20 protein-coding genes are annotated in these 17,552 nt (G+C 63.0%); 7 read left to right on the top strand and 13 right to left on the bottom strand.

From position 1 onward, the window contains the following. Positions 1-417 (top strand): hypothetical protein, encoded by a 417-nt coding sequence (locus FQ668_RS15370; protein WP_014590957.1) that lies wholly within the window; start codon positions 1-3, stop codon positions 415-417. Between the two features lie 90 nt (positions 418-507). Here FQ668_RS15370 and FQ668_RS15365 read toward each other — a convergent pair whose 3' ends face one another. Both FQ668_RS15365 and FQ668_RS15360 read right to left on the bottom strand, forming a co-directional pair. Continuing rightward, positions 508-732 (bottom strand): metallothionein, encoded by a 225-nt coding sequence (locus FQ668_RS15365; protein WP_004576227.1) that lies wholly within the window; start codon positions 730-732, stop codon positions 508-510. Then, positions 729-1,193 carry a hypothetical protein gene (locus FQ668_RS15360; protein ID WP_019438593.1) on the bottom strand — a complete coding sequence of 155 codons (465 nt, stop codon included), beginning with the start codon at positions 1,191-1,193 and terminating at the stop codon, positions 729-731. Before FQ668_RS15360 ends, FQ668_RS15365 begins: the two co-directional genes overlap by 4 nt. Before the next feature lie 127 nt (positions 1,194-1,320). On the opposite strand from FQ668_RS15360, the gene ligD reads away from it, so the two are divergent. Genes ligD through FQ668_RS15335 form a run of 5 tightly spaced genes read left to right on the top strand, consistent with a single transcriptional unit; the run spans position 1,321 to position 6,925 of the window. Further along, positions 1,321-3,825 (top strand): DNA ligase D, encoded by a 2,505-nt coding sequence (ligD, locus tag FQ668_RS15355; protein WP_019438594.1) that lies wholly within the window; start codon positions 1,321-1,323, stop codon positions 3,823-3,825. Between the two features lie 37 nt (positions 3,826-3,862). Then, a complete protein-coding gene (locus FQ668_RS15350; protein WP_014590960.1) occupies positions 3,863-4,906 on the top strand; it encodes an acyl-CoA dehydrogenase family protein in 1,044 nt (347 codons plus the stop codon). Then, the gene (locus FQ668_RS15345) at positions 4,903-5,658 is read left to right on the top strand and encodes a PIG-L deacetylase family protein (protein WP_019438595.1); all 756 of its coding nucleotides are present in this window, start codon (positions 4,903-4,905) and stop codon (positions 5,656-5,658) included. The genes FQ668_RS15350 and FQ668_RS15345 overlap by 4 nt, the downstream gene beginning before the upstream one ends. Positions 5,659-5,669: 11 nt before the next feature. Then, positions 5,670-6,269, top strand: a complete 600-nt coding sequence (locus tag FQ668_RS15340) for a bifunctional 2-polyprenyl-6-hydroxyphenol methylase/3-demethylubiquinol 3-O-methyltransferase UbiG (RefSeq protein WP_014590962.1) — start codon at positions 5,670-5,672, stop codon at positions 6,267-6,269. Next, entirely contained in the window at positions 6,266-6,925 is a 660-nt protein-coding gene (locus FQ668_RS15335; protein WP_019438596.1) for a glycosyltransferase family 2 protein, read from the top strand. The genes FQ668_RS15340 and FQ668_RS15335 overlap by 4 nt, the downstream gene beginning before the upstream one ends. A 21-nt stretch (positions 6,926-6,946) precedes the next feature. Here FQ668_RS15335 and FQ668_RS15330 read toward each other — a convergent pair whose 3' ends face one another. The 10 genes from FQ668_RS15330 to FQ668_RS15285 all read right to left on the bottom strand — a co-directional run bounded on the left by FQ668_RS15330 (position 6,947) and on the right by FQ668_RS15285 (position 15,652). Further along, the gene (locus FQ668_RS15330; RefSeq protein ID WP_019438597.1) at positions 6,947-7,768 is read right to left on the bottom strand and encodes a Ku protein; all 822 of its coding nucleotides are present in this window, start codon (positions 7,766-7,768) and stop codon (positions 6,947-6,949) included. An 85-nt stretch (positions 7,769-7,853) separates the two neighbouring features. Further along, the gene (locus FQ668_RS15325) at positions 7,854-8,441 is read right to left on the bottom strand and encodes a nucleosidase (protein ID WP_012052320.1); all 588 of its coding nucleotides are present in this window, start codon (positions 8,439-8,441) and stop codon (positions 7,854-7,856) included. 56 nt (positions 8,442-8,497) lie between these two features. Continuing rightward, a complete protein-coding gene (locus tag FQ668_RS15320; protein WP_019438598.1) occupies positions 8,498-9,604 on the bottom strand; it encodes a carboxylate-amine ligase in 1,107 nt (368 codons plus the stop codon). A 6-nt stretch (positions 9,605-9,610) separates the two neighbouring features. Next, positions 9,611-10,564, bottom strand: a complete 954-nt coding sequence (locus FQ668_RS15315) for a class I SAM-dependent methyltransferase (protein ID WP_019438599.1) — start codon at positions 10,562-10,564, stop codon at positions 9,611-9,613. Further along, positions 10,564-11,895 carry an iron-containing redox enzyme family protein gene (locus FQ668_RS15310; protein ID WP_144180400.1) on the bottom strand — a complete coding sequence of 444 codons (1,332 nt, stop codon included), beginning with the start codon at positions 11,893-11,895 and terminating at the stop codon, positions 10,564-10,566. Before FQ668_RS15310 ends, FQ668_RS15315 begins: the two co-directional genes overlap by 1 nt. 18 nt (positions 11,896-11,913) lie before the next feature. Then, positions 11,914-12,111: a hypothetical protein gene (locus FQ668_RS15305; RefSeq protein ID WP_014756700.1), complete on the bottom strand. Its 198-nt coding sequence runs from the start codon at positions 12,109-12,111 to the stop codon at positions 11,914-11,916. Positions 12,112-12,169: 58 nt separating this feature from the next. Next, the gene (locus FQ668_RS15300; RefSeq protein WP_004374456.1) at positions 12,170-12,352 is read right to left on the bottom strand and encodes a general stress protein; all 183 of its coding nucleotides are present in this window, start codon (positions 12,350-12,352) and stop codon (positions 12,170-12,172) included. 147 nt (positions 12,353-12,499) lie between these two features. After that, a complete protein-coding gene (locus FQ668_RS15295) occupies positions 12,500-13,783 on the bottom strand; it encodes an NTP/NDP exchange transporter (protein WP_019438601.1) in 1,284 nt (427 codons plus the stop codon). Between the two features lie 4 nt (positions 13,784-13,787). Then, on the bottom strand, positions 13,788-14,699 hold the full coding sequence (locus FQ668_RS15290) for an aldo/keto reductase (RefSeq protein ID WP_023389572.1): 912 nt from the start codon (positions 14,697-14,699) through the stop codon (positions 13,788-13,790). A gap of 89 nt (positions 14,700-14,788) precedes the next feature. Next, complete coding sequence (locus FQ668_RS15285; protein ID WP_144180398.1) at positions 14,789-15,652, bottom strand: Dyp-type peroxidase; 864 nt, start codon at positions 15,650-15,652, stop codon at positions 14,789-14,791. Between the two features lie 184 nt (positions 15,653-15,836). On the opposite strand from FQ668_RS15285, the gene FQ668_RS15280 reads away from it, so the two are divergent. Beyond that, on the top strand, positions 15,837-16,730 hold the full coding sequence (locus FQ668_RS15280) for a bile acid:sodium symporter family protein (RefSeq protein ID WP_014590970.1): 894 nt from the start codon (positions 15,837-15,839) through the stop codon (positions 16,728-16,730). Positions 16,731-16,773: 43 nt separating this feature from the next. On the opposite strand, the gene FQ668_RS15275 is transcribed toward FQ668_RS15280, so the two are convergent. After that, entirely contained in the window at positions 16,774-17,250 is a 477-nt protein-coding gene (locus tag FQ668_RS15275) for a sterol desaturase family protein (RefSeq protein WP_019438604.1), read from the bottom strand. Between the last annotated feature and the right edge of the window lie 302 nt (positions 17,251-17,552).

Genomic DNA, 17,552 nt, shown 5'->3' with positions numbered 1-17,552 from the left:
ATGCGTGTTCCTGCCTTGATGATGATGGTTGCCAGCCTGGCCAGCGGCCAGGCCTGGGCCGAAGCTTGCAATGTGCTGACTCGCTCCTCCAGCGACGCCGTGACGCCGGTAGAGCGGCACACCTGTTACAGCTACAGCAACATGCCCGCCGAAGTGATCAACTGGTCATGCAGCAACGAAAGCAAGGACATGCTCAATAGCGAAAAGAGCAAGGTAGCGCGGTGTGCCGATGGGAGTGTCGGCAGCTGCATCGCTCCCCTGACCACAGAGGCATTGGCCAATCCCAAGGCAATCGGTGGCAAGAAGCCAGCGTTGCCCAAGGATGCGCGGGTGATCACTTACTATTACGACACCCCGAGCCTCGGCCAGGCCCGTAGCGACTGTGAGCGAAATAACGGGGTCTGGCAGACCCACTAGGGCAAAAGGCTGGGAGCCAGCGCAAGCCCGCTCCCAGAATAAGGTCAAAGGGCGGGGCGATCGCCTGCAAGGGCAGCCCGCCTATCTGCTTCAGGGCGAGATCGGATCACTCGCTGGAAAGGTTTCATCCAGCGCATTGTCCACCGCGCTCTCGCCCGGCTTTTCACCACAATGGCAGTCCTGCATCCGGCATGGCTCACCCTTGCGGTGGCCGCTGGCGCAGGCCTCGCAGCAATAGGCCTTGCCATCGCGCTGCAAGGCATTGGCATCCACAGTGCAGGAACAGTGCGTACACGCGCAGCGTTGATCGTTCATGGCTTGCTCTCCTCGTCGTCAATCACTTCATCGGTCCAGGGCACCCCATCCAGCGGCGCGGATCGGGCCAGTTCGGCCTCGTCCAGGCCAATGCCGCCACCGATCTCATCGGCATCCACCTGGCGCAAACGCTGGTCTGCCGGGCCGCCACTGCCGCCCGGCTCGTGGGGGTCGCGGGCGCCGGTTTCGTCCAGCAGGGTGTCCGGGCTCAAATCGTCATAGGTGACATTGTCTTCATGCAGGCTGTCACTCAGCGTTTCGCCGCCGGTCATGCCACTTTGTGCCACGCGCTGGGGAGGGAACTCACGGGCGACCTCGGCGGCGGGTCGCTCGTCGCCCACACGCCCTTCGCGTTCGTCCAGGCGTTCATCGAAATCCAGTTCATGCACGCTGCCCATGCGGTCTTCAGTGTCATCGATTTCGGTGGGGGTGTATGGCTTAGGTGCGTCGGGTCGGGTCATGTGCGTTCTCCATCAGGTGGCTTCATTCGGTCGACTACGCCAGCTCACGGAAGATTCAGAGTTTTTTGAACTACCGCCTCGGCCGGCACCTCCCACCTTAGAGACTGTGATCTGCCCGGAGCCCGCCATGGCCAAGCCCTTGCAGGAATATGCGCGCAAGCGCGACTTCAACGCTACACCCGAGCCCAGCGGCAAACGCAAACGTGGCAAGCGGGCTCATGCGCTGCAGTTCTGCATCCAGAAACACGACGCCAGTCACCTGCACTACGACTTCCGCCTCGAGCTCGACGGCACCCTGAAAAGCTGGGCGATCCCCAAAGGCCCATCGCTGGACCCCAAGGTGCGCCGCCTGGCAGTGCATGTGGAGGACCATCCGTTGGACTACGCCGATTTCGAGGGGCATATCCCTGAAGGCCACTATGGTGCAGGCGATGTGATCGTCTGGGACCGCGGTATCTGGGAGCCTGAAGGCGATGCCCATGAAGCCTACGCCAAAGGCAAGCTGCGTTTCCGCCTGCAAGGCGAGAAGCTAGCCGGCGTGTGGAACCTGTTTCGCACACACCTGGCTGGCAAGAAAGAACAATGGATGTTGGTCAAGTCGCACGACGCCCAGGCGCGCAGCGAAACCGAGTACAGCATTGTCGAGGCCCTGCCAGACAGCGTGCTCAGCGAGCGCACGCTGGTGCCACGCAAATCCGCTGCAAAAAAAGCCACTGCCCCGCGCAGCAGCCGTAAACGCGCCGATAAAGTTCAGGCTGCACCCTTGCCAGCACAGCTACAGCCACAGCTGGCAACGTTGGTGGATTCTCCACCGAGCGGCGACTGGCGCTACGAAGTCAAGTTCGATGGCTACCGCATTCTGGCCCGCATCGAGGGCCAGGACATCCGCCTGTTCACCCGCAACGGCCATGACTGGAGCAGCAAGATGCCCCGGCAGGTTGCCGCCCTGCGCGCGCTCGGTATCGACACGGCCTGGCTCGATGGCGAAATGGTGGTGGCTGATGAGAATGGCATGGCTGACTTCCAGGCGTTGCAGAATGCCTTCGATACCGAGCACGACGAACGCATCACCTATTACCTGTTCGACCTGCCATTTCTGGGCGGTCAGGACCTGCGACAGCTACCGCTGCAGCAACGCCGCGATACGTTGCGCCAACTGCTTGAGCACAACCATTGCGACGTCATCAAGTATTCCGCCGACTTCGACGAACCTGTCGAATCGCTACTCGACAGTGCCTGCCGGCTGAAGCTGGAAGGCCTGATTGGCAAGCGTGCTGACAGTGTTTACAGCGGCCGCCGTAGCCCAGACTGGATCAAGCTCAAGTGCAAGCAACGCCAGGAATTCGTGATCGTCGGCTACACCGACCCCAAGGGCAGCCGCAGCGGCTTCGGTGCCCTGCTGCTGGCCCTGCACGACAATGAGAGTGGCGAGCTGCGCTATGCCGGCAAGGTTGGTACCGGCTTCAACACCACGACACTGGCCAGCATCCACGCGCGGCTCAAGCCCTTGGAAATCGCCAGCCCTGCCCTGCCCTCGCCGCCTGCCGGAGCCGAAGCGCGTGGTGTGCACTGGCTGCGGCCGCAGTTGTTGGCTGAAGTCGCCTTTGCCCAGATGACCCGTGACGGCATCGTGCGGCATTCGGTGTTCCACGGCCTGCGCGATGACAAGGCGGCAACCGCCATTGACCTGGAGCGCGCCATGCCCGCAAAAACTGTATCCAACCGCCACAAGCAGGCCAATGCGTCTGAGAATCTGGGTGAACTGCGGCTGACCCACCCTGACCGGGTCATCGATCCCACCACGGGTGTGACCAAGCGCGAAGTCGCCGAGTATTACGCTGGCATCAGCCAGTGGATCCTGCCCCAGCTCAAGCACCGCCCGGTGGCATTGGTGCGCGCCCCGGACGGCCTGGGTGGCGAGCTGTTCTTCCAGAAAAACGCGGGCCAGCTGCACATACCCAACGTACTCAGTTATGAAAAGGCCGAGGCAGGCCAGGCGGCGATGGTCATCAATCGCCCGGACACGCTGCTGGGCGCGGTGCAGATGAATACGCTGGAGCTGCACACCTGGAACGCCACGGACAAGGATTTCGACAAACCGGACCGTTTTGTCCTCGACCTGGACCCTGACCCTGCGCTGCCTTGGAAGGCGATGGTGGAGGCGACCCAACTGGCCCTCACCCTGCTGGACGAACTGGGCCTGAAGGTGTTCCTGAAAACCAGTGGTGGCAAGGGTATTCACGTGGTTGTGCCCTTGACCCGGCGCGCCGGCTGGGACGAAGTCAAGGACTTCAGCCACGCCATCGTCAGTTACCTGGCCAAGCTGTTTCCGGAGCGCCTGAGCGCGGTGTCGGGGCCGAAAAATCGCGTGGGACGCATCTTCATCGACTACCTGCGCAATGGCAAGGGCGCTACCACGGCGTGCGCCTATTCACTGCGAGCCCGTGACGGGCTGCCAGTATCGGTACCTATCTGGCGTGAGGAACTGGCGCAAATCAAGGCCGCCAACCAATGGAACATCACCAACCTGCACGAGCGTCTGGCGGAGGTCGACGACCCTTGGGCCGACATGGGCAAGGTACGCCAGTCGATCACCGCGCGCATGCGCAAGCAGCTAGGGCTCGAAAGATGATGCCCCTGCGATTGGACACGACCCGGGAGCCACGCCCATGAGCATCGTTCAGGACTTCAACCTGACCACCCTTGACCGCCTTTTACGCGCCTTTGGCGAACGCCAGCTACCGCTCAACCTCGATACCCAATTGCCGCAACTGATCCAGGCGCTGCAAGCTGATCACCTCGACCTGCTACCGTTGCCGGGGCAAGGCAACACCTTGCGTCGCTGGCAGACCTTGGCACGGGTGGCCGGCTGTGACCTGGCACTGGCCAAGCTCTATGAGGGCCATACCGATGCCTTGGCGATCCTGGCGGAATGCGGCGCAGCGCACCACGCCAACGACGGCATCTGGGGCGTATGGGCGGCAGAGCCGCCCGATGCGCGGGTCCACATCACTGCGCGTGAAGGCGACCAGGTGCGCCTGAGTGGCACCAAGGCCTGGTGTTCCGGTGCCTTGCAGATCGATCGCGCACTGATTACTGCCTGGGATGAGGCCGAGCAGCCGCAATTGGTGGCAATCGAGTTGTCACAGCCGAGCCAGGGCCTGAACATCGAGCACTGGCAGGCCGTTGGCATGGCCACTACCGCCAGTGTCGAGGTGGCGTTCAACGATACCCCAGGCACGCTCATCGGCGCGCCGGGCCAATACCTCTCGCGCCCTGGCTTCTGGCAAGGCGGTGCGGGTATCGCCGCCTGCTGGTACGGCGCGGCCGAGGCGCTGGCGGATTACCTGCGTGAACATTGCCGCAAACCCCGCCCAGACCCGCATGCCGATGCGCATCTGGGCGCTGTGGATGCTGCGTTGCATGGCGCCCGTGCATCATTGCGTGAATGCGCTGCCTGGATCGATCAGCAGCCCGGTGTGGATGCCAGTTTCGAAGTTCGCCGCACCCGCGCCCAGGTAGAACAGGCCGTAGAGCAGGTCATCAGCCACGTCGGGCGTGCCTTGGGGGCCACGCCGTTCTGTCGCAGCAGTCATTTTGCCCGGCTGAGCGCCGACCTGCCGGTGTTCCTGCGTCAGAGCCACGCCGAGCGCGATCTGGCGATGCTGGGCCAACAGTTGGCCCAGTTGCCAGCCGGGGTGTGGCAACTATGAGCCAGAACCTGATCCAGGCCGCGGGTGGCACGCCTTGGGCAGCCTGGCAGCAAAGCGCGCACCTGGCGCGTGCGACCTGGCTCGACTCACGCCAACTGTGCCCGCCGGGGCGCCGGCTGGTATTGATTGCGCCGCACCCGGATGACGAAATTCTCATGGCCGGCGGCCTGCTGGCAGGCTTCAAGGGGCGTGAGGATGAGCTGGTGCTGATCTCCGCCACCGACGGCGAAGGCAGCCACCCCGGCTCCAGTCACTGGACCGAACATCGCTTGCGCCGCCAGCGTCCCCAGGAAAGCCGACAGGCCCTGCAACAGCTCGACCTGGACCTTGAACGCCTGGACTGGCGCAGGCTCCATCTGAAGGACGGCCAGTTGCCGCGCGAAGAAGCGTTTCTGACCCGTCACCTCATCCAGCTACTGCGACCCGATGACCTGCTGATGACCACCTGGCGCAGTGATGGCCATTGCGATCACGAGGCCGTCGGCCGCGCCGCTGCGCAGGCAGCGGCAAGCCGTGGGGTGCACTTGGCTGAGGTACCGGTCTGGGCCTGGCACTGGGCTGAGCCTGACGACCCGCGCCTGCCATGGCCCCGTGCGCACCGCGTGCAGCTCGATGAAAGCCGTCTGGCACGCAAGCGCAAGGCCTTGGCCGCCCACGTCAGCCAGCTGCAGCCGGACGGCGAGCAGCCGCCGGTGCTACCGCCGCACCTGCTGGATTGCCTTCTGCAACCTTTCGAACTGGTGTTTCTTTGAATGGAGCTGTCATGAGCCTCGATCCACAGTATTTTGCCGAGCTATACGCCACCAATGAAGACCCTTGGGCCTTTCGCACCCGCTGGTACGAGAGGCGCAAACGCGAGCTGGTGATGGCCAGCCTGCCACGCCAGTGCTATCAGCGCGTGTTCGAGCCAGCTTGCGCAAATGGCGAGCTCAGCGCGCTGCTGGCCGAGCGTTGCGCCGAACTGCTATGCCAGGACCTGGACCCGACGGCCGTAGGCCTGGCCCGTGAACGCCTGGCTCACGTGCACAATGCCTCGGTCGAACGGGCCCGGTTACCGGGGGACTGGCCGGGCGGCCGCTTTGACCTGATCGTGCTCAGCGAGGTGGGTTACTACCTTGATCCCACCGACTGGCTGCAGGTGATCGAACAATCGGTGGCCAGCCTTACCTACGACGGCGCGTTACTGGCATGCCACTGGAAGCACCCTATCGCGGGTTGCCCGCAGGACGGTCGCGACGTGCACCGCATGTTGACCCGGCATTTGCCGTTGCATCAGCAGTTCCGCCATGAGGAGGCGGACTTTTTGCTGGAGTACTGGTCATGCCAGCCAAGCGTTGTCGATCTCGACGAGACGTGCCCATGATTGCCGTTGTCATCCCTGCACATAACGAAGCCCGCCGCCTTGGGCGATGCCTGCGGGCAGTGCTGATCGCTGCCCAGCAGGCGCAGCATGCCGGAATGCACGTGGAAGTGCTGGTGGTACTGGACCGCTGCAGTGACGGCAGCGCCGCCGTGGCACGGCGTTTCGGCGTACACATACTGGAGGTGGATGCCGGTAATGTCGGCATGGCACGTCGCGTGGGTGCGGCGCACATGGTCGAGCGGGGCGCCACGTGGTTGGCGTGCACCGATGCGGACAGCCGGGTCCCTGCGCACTGGCTGCTGTCGCAGTTGGCCTGTAGCGCCGAGGTGGTTTGCGGCACCGTGCATGTCGAGTACTGGCAACCCTGGCAGACCGCTGCGCTGCGCAAGCTGTACCAGAGCCGCTACCAGGCGTGTGAAGGGCATCGGCATGTGCACGGCGCGAATCTGGGGGTATGTGCCGATGCTTATGAGCGTGTGGGTGGCTTCCAGCCCCTGGCGGCGCATGAAGATGTGCAACTGGTCAGTGACCTGCAGGCCAGCGGCGCCCAGATCGTCTGGACCGCCAGGCATAGTGTGGCCACCAGCAGTCGACGTGACAGCCGCGCCCGACAAGGGTTTGGTGACTACCTGGCTGGGTTGCAGGCGCAGTCTTGAACTTAATGGCATTGGCCGTGTTCATGAAGCCTTTCGCGTTTTCTTCACCGGTTTCTTGCCACCCAGGCTGCGCTTGAGCAGTTCGGTCAGGTCGAGGATGTCCGCACCTTTCTCGCCCCCCCCTGCGTCGCCCTTCTCCACCGCCTCGATCTTGCCCTTGCTGGCCTTCTCCTCCACCAGGTCCATGATCGTCTGGCGGAAGGCGTCATGATAATCCTCAGGCTTCCAGGGCCCGCTCATGTCCTCTACCAGGCGCTTGGCCATCTCCAGCTCACGCTTCTCCACCTTGCTGTCGGTCACGCTGGCATCCAGCTCCAGCGTTTCCAGCCCGCGCACCTCTTCAGGCCAGCGCAAGGTGATCATCACCAGCGCATGGTCCAGAGGCCGCAGCAGCGCCAAGTGCTGCCGGGTATGCAATACCACGGTGGCCAGTGCCACCTTGCCGGTCTTTTCCAGCGTCTCGCGCAGCAAGGCGTACACCTTGCCGCCACGGCGGTCCGGGGTCAGGTAGTACGGCGTATCGAAATGCTGCAGCGGAATATCGCCCGCTTCCACAAAGGAAAAGATATCGATCGTCTGGGTCGCTTCGGGCCGGGCCTTGCGGATCTCCTCTTCACTGATCACCACATAGCGGCCCTTCTCGAACTCTACGCCCTTGACGATATTGTCCTTGTCTATTTCCTTGCCGGTCACTTTGTTCACCCGCTTGTAGCCGACCGGCTCCATGCTGCGCTTGTCCAGCCAGTCGAAGTCCACGCGCTCGGTGCGCACGGCGGTATTGAGTGCCACGGGGATGTGCACAAGGCCAAAACTGATGGCGCCTTTCCAGATTGCCCGAGCCATGAGGGTGCTCCCAGGGTTGCCTGCTGATACCAGAAGTGACTGCGCCGGGCGACAAAGGTTTAGCTGCCCTGCCCTGCGGCAACCGTCACGCCTGGCTGAACAGCACCCGCTTGAACGCTTCGGCCGCCAGGTGCACTTGTACCGCCCAATCCCCTGCGGCTTCGCTGCCGGCATCATCGGAAATGTATTTCAGGCACACGAACGGGATACCTTCGCCCCGCGCGATCAATGCCAGCACGTAGGCTTCCATGTCGACCACGTCGTAAGGTGCGTCGCCATGGTTGATCTCGAAGCTGTCACCGCTGCCACAGGTTTCCACAGCCAGGCCGGGTATTGCCGCCCCGTGTTCGAGTACCACCGGGGTATCGGACAAGGGCGTTTCATAGCGGGCAAAGCCCAGCGCGGTCACATCCATGTCGCGTTGTACGAAGCGGTTACAGCACACGACTTCGCCCTTGCCATGACGCTGGCTGCCAGCCGAGCCCAGGTTGACGATAAGCTTGGGCCTGCGCGTTGCGATCGCCTTGGTCAGGGCGATCGCGGCATTGACCTTGCCAATGCCGGTGAACACGGTGTTCACCTCGGTAAAGACATCGCCAGCCTCGGCCTCAAGCGCAAAGACGAACAGCGTGTCATTCAGGGAAATGTCGGGGAATTGCTTGATCAGCATCATGGAGCAGGTGTTTCCGAGTGGCTGCAAAGGGCGCGGCCATTGTCGGTCAACCCGGGCTAAATGCAAGTCCCGGCAGCCACCACGGCGCGTAGCGCCTGCCCTTTGCCAAGCCCGTCTGCCCTGGCCTGTGCCAGGCAGCGCAATTGCTGGTCGGCATGGGTACCATGGCGCAGCACGTGCAGGGCGTGCTGGCAGGCGCGCTCGGCGTCCGCGCTGTCTATGGGTATCTGGGCCTGCAGTTGGGCGAGCCAGCTTTGCGCCGTGACCGGCTGCTGCTCGTGACAACCTATGAATTGTGCGTGGCGCCCATGGCGCATGGCACGCCAGTAGTTCTCCTGGGCGATCCAGCGCAATTCGCGGCTGCAGGGTAGCGGGTCATGGCGGTAGGCAATGCTGTGTTCAACCAGGTGGCGAAACAGTGCTGCAATGCACAGAACGTCCTCCAGGTTCGGGCAGCCATCGCAGATGCGCAACTCCACTGTCGGATAGCGCCGCGAAGGCCGGAGTGCCCACCAAAGGTCGCCATCGGCAGCCAGTGCACCGGTTCGCTGCAACAGGGTACGGTAGCGTTGATAGGCGGCCCAGTCTGGCAACGCTTCGGGCAAGCCCATGTGCGGCCACTCACCACAGATCACACGGCGATAGCTCATGTACCCGGTAGGCTGGCCAGCCCACAGGGGCGACGAAGTGCTCAACACCAGCAACAACGGTAACCAGGGCAAAAGGCGGTTGATCAGTTGCATGCGGTCACAAGCTGGCGGCACGCCAACGTGCACATGCAGGCCATTGAGCAGGCTACGCCTTGCCACATGGCGGTAGTCATCGAACAGCTGCTTATAGTGCCCTTGTGCCGCAGGCTTCTGCAGCAGCCACGCGGCGCAGGGGTGGCTTGCCGCAGCGTATGGCCCCATCCCCTCTTCGGCCAAGGCCACACGCAGCCGCTGGCGGCTGCGCTGGAAAAACTCACGTGCTTCATACAGGTTGGTGAACACCGGCGACGCCAGCTCGATCTGGCTGCGGAACATTTCCTGGGCGAAATAGCTGCCAAGTGCTTCACGGCAGCGCCCCATCACCGCGGGTGACGGTGTGGCCGGAACCTGACCCGAGCCCAGGTTCACCAGCAGGTACTCTTCCTCGATGCCGAACGTACAGGGCCGGATCATGCTGCCTCAGCGGCTGCGGGTAACGGTGAGCGCCACGGCGGCGATGCGCTCGACCTGTTCGTAGCCTGGCTCAGCCAGTTGCTCGCCAAATACGTCGGGGTCGATTTCCCGATACACCCAAGCCCAATCCGGACCGGCCAGGCGCAGGCGGATGGCTTCGAGCAGGGCGTCGCGGCCTTCGACAATGGCCACGCCGGTGTACAGCAGCAATGTACCGTGGCGGCTCAGCCGTTCGCGAGCCTGCTCCACGATACGCAGTGACAGGTCGGCGCCTAGCACGCCGCCACCGTGACGGTAGATGCGGGCGTTGGGGTCAAGCATGTAGGGCGGGTTGGCAACGATCAGGTCGAACGTACCGCTGATACCGTCCAGCAAGTCGCTGGGCTCGACCGACAGGTTACTCACACCCGCCAAGGCTGCATTGATTGCCGTATAGCGCAGCGCCAGGGGGTTGATGTCAACGGCGCTGACCTGCGCGTGCTGGGCGGCGCGGGCAATCAGCAAGGCGCCCACCCCGCTACCACAACCGATATCCACTGCATGCTCGACCCGCTCGGGGCAGTGCTGGAGGTGATCGCGAATGACCTGGGCAAAGCGGTAACTGTCCGGGCCGAAGAACACGGCATCGCTGGCGTCGGTTGGATACGCCGAATGCAGCAACAGTAATTCATCCAGGCTGGACCAGCGTACCGTGCTGATCAGCCGTTCACCCTGTGCACCCAACGCCTGCGCACGTTCGAGCAACAGTAACTGATCTGCCGACAGCAAACCTGGCTCGAAAGGTCGGCTCCAGCCGAATATATCGCGCAGGGTGCTGGCCTGCCCGCAGCCCTCGCGGGCATTGACGCGCGCGTGGGTGGCGGGTGTCACGCAGATAAAGCGGTATCCATCGGCGCGCAGGCGCTGTCCCAGTTGTAGCAACGCCTGGTCTGCCTCGATTTGCCTGTGAGTGAGCATCATCAACGCGGTTCCTCCTGGCGCAGCCCGGTTACGCGCATGTAGGCGCGCGTGGCACACAAGCCGTCCGGCGTGGCGTGGCGGTTGCCGGCCATCCTCTGGATCAAGGCCTTGGGGGCCACATTCAAGGCGTCATTGGGTATATCTTCAGGCTCCTCGGGCAGCCCCCAACTGCCAGGGGACACGCGGCGGATGGACGGCTGCCAATCGTCGGCGATCCAGTCATGCCATAGCTGTTTTTCATAGGCGTTGAACACCCCGAACATCGCCGCAGTCGGCCCGTCGATCAGCGTCCACCAGCGGCTGTTTGCTGGCGGCTGCCCTCTGCGGATCCAACCCTGAGCCTGCAATGCGGCAACGAATGCGGGCATGGCGCCGGGTTCGGCCAGCCATTGATTGACCGTGCGCTGCTGCAGGCGGCAATGGTCGGCATGCATCATCTGGCCAAAGACACGCTTGCGCTCAAGGGCTGCAAACAGTTCGCCTTGCAGGTCGAACTGGCGGATGAGGTCTGGCGTGGCGACACCCCGGTTATTCAGGCGGTAACCTATGCGCGCTTTGGCGTAGAACGCCTGCGGATCATGCGCGGGGCTTAGCTGGTTCAGCGCCTGAATTGCCAGGCGGGCGTGTCCGCTGGCGGCATTGTCGATGGTCACGTGCAGCTGAAAATATTGCCCGTCGATGCCCAGTTCGGCCAGCTCGTACGTGGTGATCAGCAGATGCAGCGGTGGCTGCTCATAACCGAGGTTGTAGCCAACCACCTCTGGCAGGTAAGTGTCGCAGTGCTGCCCCAGGGCAAGTTGCAGGGCCCCTTGCAGATATCGCGTGTCATCCAGGGGCATGGCCTCTACGCAACCCAGGCGACCAAGCAGGCGCTGATAGATCAGCACATGGTTGCAGCGTGGATCACCGTTGCCGAGCTCTTCCAGATAGGTGCGAATCAGCCCGTGATAACGTGGATCGCGCCAGTGATGCAGGGTGCCCTGTAGCCAGGCGCCATCCACGGCCTTGGTCGGCGCAACCTGTTGCAGGAACCACAATGCGTGGGCGCGGTTGGAAAAGTAACGTCGGGGCATGCCTTGACGGCGTTGTGCCCGGTAATCGGTGTAGGCCGTGGCGACCTCGGCGGTATGCTTCTTGCTCCAGGCCGGCAACTCGGACGGTGTGTCGGGCAAGTCGTCCGGCATGCTCGCGGCACCCGCCAGTTGTTCCTCCAGCCATGAGCCGCTGCCAGCATCCTGGCCTGCGAGCATTGCTTGGTAGCGTTGTCGCAGGCTGGTCGATTCGGTGACCATTTGCGCAGCTCTTGCAGTATTGCGGTTCATCACCGTCATGCCGTGCTCCTTGTCTTCTTACTGGCTCGGCTTTTGGCCAGGCATCGGCTCGGGGTCGGGCGCAGGCTGCGGTGCAGGCTTGGAATCAGGTTGCTGCATCTGCAGCGAAGGCTTGCTGGGGTCGGAATCTTTGCCGGGGTGGTCATTGTCGCGGTCGAAACAGCCGCCGACCAAGCTCAGCGCGGCCATCAGGATGATCAGTGGAGTCAGTCGCATGGAGTACCCCCTTGGAAAATTGCAGTGCCAGGTCGCCCCGGCACTGCGCCTTGGTCAGTTACGAACGGCCGCCCTTGTGGCCCGACTCACGGTCGTGGGGCATGTTGCCGCCCGAGGACTGGCCGCCCTTGCGACCGGCTTCGGAAGCTTTTTCACGGTCATTGGCGAAATTGCCCGGGTTCTTGTTACCGCCTTGGCTGCCTTGTTGATTGCCGGTGCGGCTGTTGTCTTTAGTGGCCATGGTGTTCAAACCTCATATGACTTCGGAATGCACGGCAAGATGCCGTACACAGATTCGGAGTTCGGCGATATCGGCAGATTCGCTTTATTACGAGAGGTTCGGACCGGTGGCGTTAAATAAATGGCATCGCCGTATTTGGTGCGCTTGTCAGTGGTGCGGCGGGCTATCCATGCGCGCCTGGCGCCGGCCCAGCCAGCCACCCGTCGCGGCCCAGCCCACGGCAAGCAGCGCGCCGATCAGCATCGCCAACTGCGGGTGCTCGCCCATGACGTCCAACCCACGCTTGACCCAGCCGCTCAGCGCATCGCCGCCACGGTATACCACCGTGTCGATGAAGTTCTTGGCTTTGTACTTGTCCTCGGCGGGCAGCACGGTGAACAGCATCTCCCGCCCTGGCCGTACCAGTGCGTATTCACCTGCCCGGCGCACCACCATCACCACCACGAACAGGGCAAACACCGGGGCCAGTGCCAGCCACAAGAAGCCGGCAGCCATTACCAGCGGCACTGCAACCAGCAACACACCGACACCCAGCCGACGGGCCAGGCGCCCGGTAAGAAAGACCTGGGTGAGGATGGCCAGGGCCTGCACAACCGTGTCGATCAGGCCGAACACCTGTGTCTGTCGGGTGCGGTCCGTGAAGGTTTCGCTGACAATACGCGCCTGCTCGAAGTACAGGAATGTGCTGACGCTGGCCAGCAATACCACAAACAAAGCGATGCCCAGCAGATAGGGCGAGCGCAGGACTGCGGTGGCGCCGGTAAAGGGGTTGCCACCCAATCGCCGCGAGTCCTGATGTTCGGTTTGTATCGCAACGGGTTGGCCTGCTCGCCAGCGTTGCAGGAACAGTGTCGCGCCGATACTGCCCAGCAGAAATACCGCCGCCAGCACCAGCAACCCGGCATGGCCGAGCGGCGCCACCAGCAACGTGCCAAGCACAGGGCCACTGAGCCCGCCCAGGCTGGCCCCGGCTGCCAGCAGACCGAACAGCCGCTTGCCTTGGGCGGTGGAAAACAGATCAGCGAGCACGCTCCAGGCCAGCGAGATCGTCAGCAAATTGAACACCGACAGCCAGATGTAGAAGGCCCGGGCGGTCCAGAGATCGTCAGGGTTACCGGCCAACAGTGCCGCGAACAGCAACAGGTTGCTGGCGAAAAAACCATAAGTCCAAGGCAGGATATGCCTGCGCTGCACCCTGGATGCCAGCCAGCCAAACAGCGGCAGGCACGCCAACGTGGCAATGAAGGTGCCGGTGAACAGCCACTGCAGGTTTTCCACGCCACCGGCAACGCCCATGGTTTCGCGCACCGGGCGTAGCATGAAGTAACCGGTGAACAGCAGGTAGAACAGCAGCAAGCCGGCGATGACCGCCGGCCCCTCACCAGGCTGGATGTTCAGCCCTTGGCCCAGGCGCCGCCGCCAGGTTTGCATGATGTCAGGCAAACTGCGTGATCAGCGCCTGTTGCTGCGCCGGGGTGAGCATTGGCTCATGCCCGGCCTTGAGCTGATCGAGCTGGCGGTCAGGCCGACTGGTAGCGGGTATGACCGTCGTCACTGCCGGGTGGCTGATGGCGAACTTGAGAAACAGCTGTGCCCAGCTGCCGATGCCTGCTTCGGCTGCCCAGCCCGGCAAGGCCTGGCCCTTGATCCGGGCGAACAGCCGGCCATCGTCGAAGGCCCGATTGATCAACACCGCAACGCCCTTGTCCTGGCACAGCGGCAGCAGTTCCCGGGCGGCGTCAGGGGCGTTGACCGAGTAGTTGATCTGGATGAAGTCCAGCGGCTCGTGGCGCACGATACGGGCGACGTCGTCGTGGCCACTGTTCAGGTAATGGGTGATGCCGACATAACGTGTCCCGCCCTGCTGCTTCAGCTCGCGGGCATAAGGCAGCTGGGTCTGCCAGTCACGCAGGTTGTGAATCTGCAGCAAGTCGACCTTGTCGGTACGTAGGCTCTTGAGGCTGCCGGCCCACTGCGCTTGGGCTTCAGCCCGGCTATTGGCGGCGATCTTGGTGGCAAGGAAGCACTGGCGGTGCCAGCCGCCCTCTTCCAGCAACTGGCCGAGAATGCTGTCGGCGCCCCCGTAGTTGGGCGAGGTGTCGATCACCCGGCCGCCGCCTTCGAAAAATGCCTTCAGCACCGTTTTGAGCTGAAGGTATTGGGGCGAACCGCTTTCTACTTCGAAACTGCCCGAAGTACCGGCACCGATCACCGGCAACGCTTCACCGGTGGACGGGACTTTACGGGCCAGCAAACCCGCCGGCACGGCAGCGTGCAGCCAAGGGCTGGCGGCGGCCAGCAATCCCAATGTTGCACCTGCGCGTAGGACTTCACGACGTGCGTACATGGAAAATCTCCCGTCATGAATCGGAAATTTTCAAGCCTAGCCGCTCTGTCCCTCGCCTGCGGGTGTTTCTGTATCTGGATGTTTAGAGATCAGGCCCGCAGCAAGGGGCTCAGATCGACACCCGTCTCGCTCATTGGCGGGCACCAGTAGTAGCCCCCCGTCAGCGGGCGGCTAAAGCGGTAAAGTCCGTCGATGATGCCGTCTTCCAGGCCACTCATGCGCCGCAGCTGCATTTCGAATGCCTCGAAACTCTTGCCCAGGGCGACAAAGGCCAGGCCGGCACCGCGTTGGTCGGCCCAGGCTACCGAGCGACGGACCATGAACGCCTCGGGTTCAAAGCTTTCCTGGGCGGTGCGCTTGACGTGCGCGGACTCGGGGGCGTCGTCGAGTTCTTCGTTATCGCTCAAGCGACGGCCGATGATGTTGTCCTGGTCTGCCTGGGGCAGCGACTTGAAGTAATCCAGGTCGTGCTTCCACAGCTGGAACGCGGCAAAGCTGGAGCCATCTGCGGCAATGGCCGCTTGCACCGCTTCTTCGTCTACCGGGTTTTCGGTACCGTCTTCATAACCGGTAAGGTCATGACCGCCCCGGTGCAGGAAGCCATCAACGCTGTCGGCCAGGCCCAGCGCGGGTGCCAGCGCCTGCTCCAGGGCCTGGGCGCGCAGCAGCAGGTCGCCACGTTCGTCGCCACGCAGCCACAGCCACAGGGCGTGTTGGGTGCTGGGGTTCTCCACCGCGGCATCCAGCAGCGGGAACGGGCGCAGCCCTGGTATTTCCCGGCCCAGGGCCTTGACCAGGGGGGCGCCTACGCCCAGCAGCAACTGTTTGCCATCGACCTGCGGCAGCAAGGCATCCAGCGCGGCAGGCAACGCCTCGGGCGACTGCAGGGTGAAGAACAGGTGACGGGCGTGGGCCGGCACCGGGGTGGCAAGCAGACCTTGCTGGAACGGCATATCAGGCTAATCCTAAGGTAAAAACGGAATGCTACTTCGCCTGCATGCCTGCTGCAATGCGGCATGCAGCCTCGCCAGCCGCTGCACGTAGTAACAAACGGTTACCAAGAGCTGGCCCTTTGCAATTAGCTATCAATCAAGGCCGACCTACACTGCTTCAGATCCTTCGCCCGAGATACCCCTCATGACCGCCTCGCCCCTGCTCACTGCGTTTCTGCCGCTTGCCCTGGGCATCATCATGCTTGGCCTTGGGTTGTCGCTGACCCTGGCCGACTTCGCTCGCGTGGTGAAGTATCCAAAGCCCGTGGTGGTGGGCCTGGTGTGCCAGATCCTGCTGTTGCCGCTGGTGTGCTTCCTGATTGCCAACGGCTTTGGCCTGGAATCTGCCCTGGCAGTGGGGTTGATGCTGCTGGCTGCTTCGCCGGGCGGTACCACGGCCAACCTGTTCAGCCATCTGGCCCACGGTGACGTGGCGTTGAACATCACCCTGACGGCGGTCAACTCACTGATCGCGATCCTGACCATGCCGTTGCTGGTGAACCTGTCACTGAGCTGGTTCATGGCCTCGGACCAGGCTATTCCACTGCAGTTCGCCAAGGTCATGCAAGTGTTCGCCATCGTCTTGTTGCCGGTGGCGCTGGGCATGCTGATTCGCCATTTCGCCCCGGCGTTCGCTGCGCGCATGGAAAAACCGATGAAGCTGGTGGCTGCGCTGTTCCTGGCCTTCACCATCGTCCTGGCACTGGCCAAGGACTGGCAGACAGTGGTCGAGTACGCACCGGTGGTGGGCCTGGCGGCGCTGCTGTTCAACCTACTGAGCCTGACGGTGGGCTATTGGGTGCCGCGGCTGTTGAACATTCCCAAGCGCCAGGCGATTGCCATTGGTATGGAAATTGGCATCCATAATGGGACCTTGGCAATTGCCCTGGCGTTGAGCCCTTCGCTGCTGAACAACGCGACCATGGCAGTGCCGGCTGCGTTGTACAGCTTGATCATGTTCTTTACCGCGGCCGGGTTTGGCTGGTGGGTGAGCCGCGGCCATGTGGCGGCAGAGCCCAAGCGTGAAACCGTGAACTGACGTCACCCAATGCCCGGAAGGTGCCGTGCGTGCCAGGGATGCGTCACGATTGGCTGCGCCTGCTGCGCCTGCTGCGCAGTTGCTGCTTCAACACCTTCAGCGGCGGCGCATAGAAGAACCCGAACGACACGCTCCCCGTGCGCCCCTTCACCGCATGGTGCAGGCGGTGCGCGCGGTGCAGGCGTTTCAGGTAGCGGTTGACTGGCCGCGGCTTGCGCGGCCAATGCCGGTGAAAGAAACCGTCGTGGGCCAGTACATACAGTGCCCCATACCCTGCCACACCACCGCCCACCCACTGCAAAGGCGCATAACCGCTTTTGCCCAGCGCCACCAACGCCGTGGCGATCAGCCCCAAGGCCGCCAGGTACAAGTCGTTGGTTTCGAGCATGCCCAGGTGTGGCTCATGGTGCGATCGGTGCAGCCACCAGCCCCAGCCATGCATGATGTACTTGTGAGCCAGCGTACCGACGCCCTCCATGGCCACCAGGGTGCCGAACAATACGGCGAGATTGAACAGCATGGAACGGTCCGGGTGATGGCAAAGGGAGGCGCAAGGTTACCGGCTGCCCAGGTTTTTTTCCATGTGGGCGTGACCGGCTGCAGGCCGTTCCCGGATGAAGCCATTGTCATGTGTTTGCCCTTGACCTGCTCTGCCCTGCGGCGTATGGTCCGCGACGCAATTTTGCCTTCCTCAACAGGAGACCTGCCTTGGACAGTAGCCCCAGTCGCTTGCGACAGGCCCGCGTGGCGCGCTAGCCCGGCAGTGTTCTGCACTGTCTGGCCGCGCTGGCAAGACGGTGGTTTCCTTTAACCCCGCTTCTC

It is taken from the genome of Pseudomonas sp. Kh14, assembly GCF_900291005.1.
Taxonomy (GTDB): Bacteria; Pseudomonadota; Gammaproteobacteria; order Pseudomonadales; family Pseudomonadaceae; genus Aquipseudomonas; species Aquipseudomonas alloputida.
This window is presented reverse-complemented; position numbering and strand designations above follow the sequence as displayed.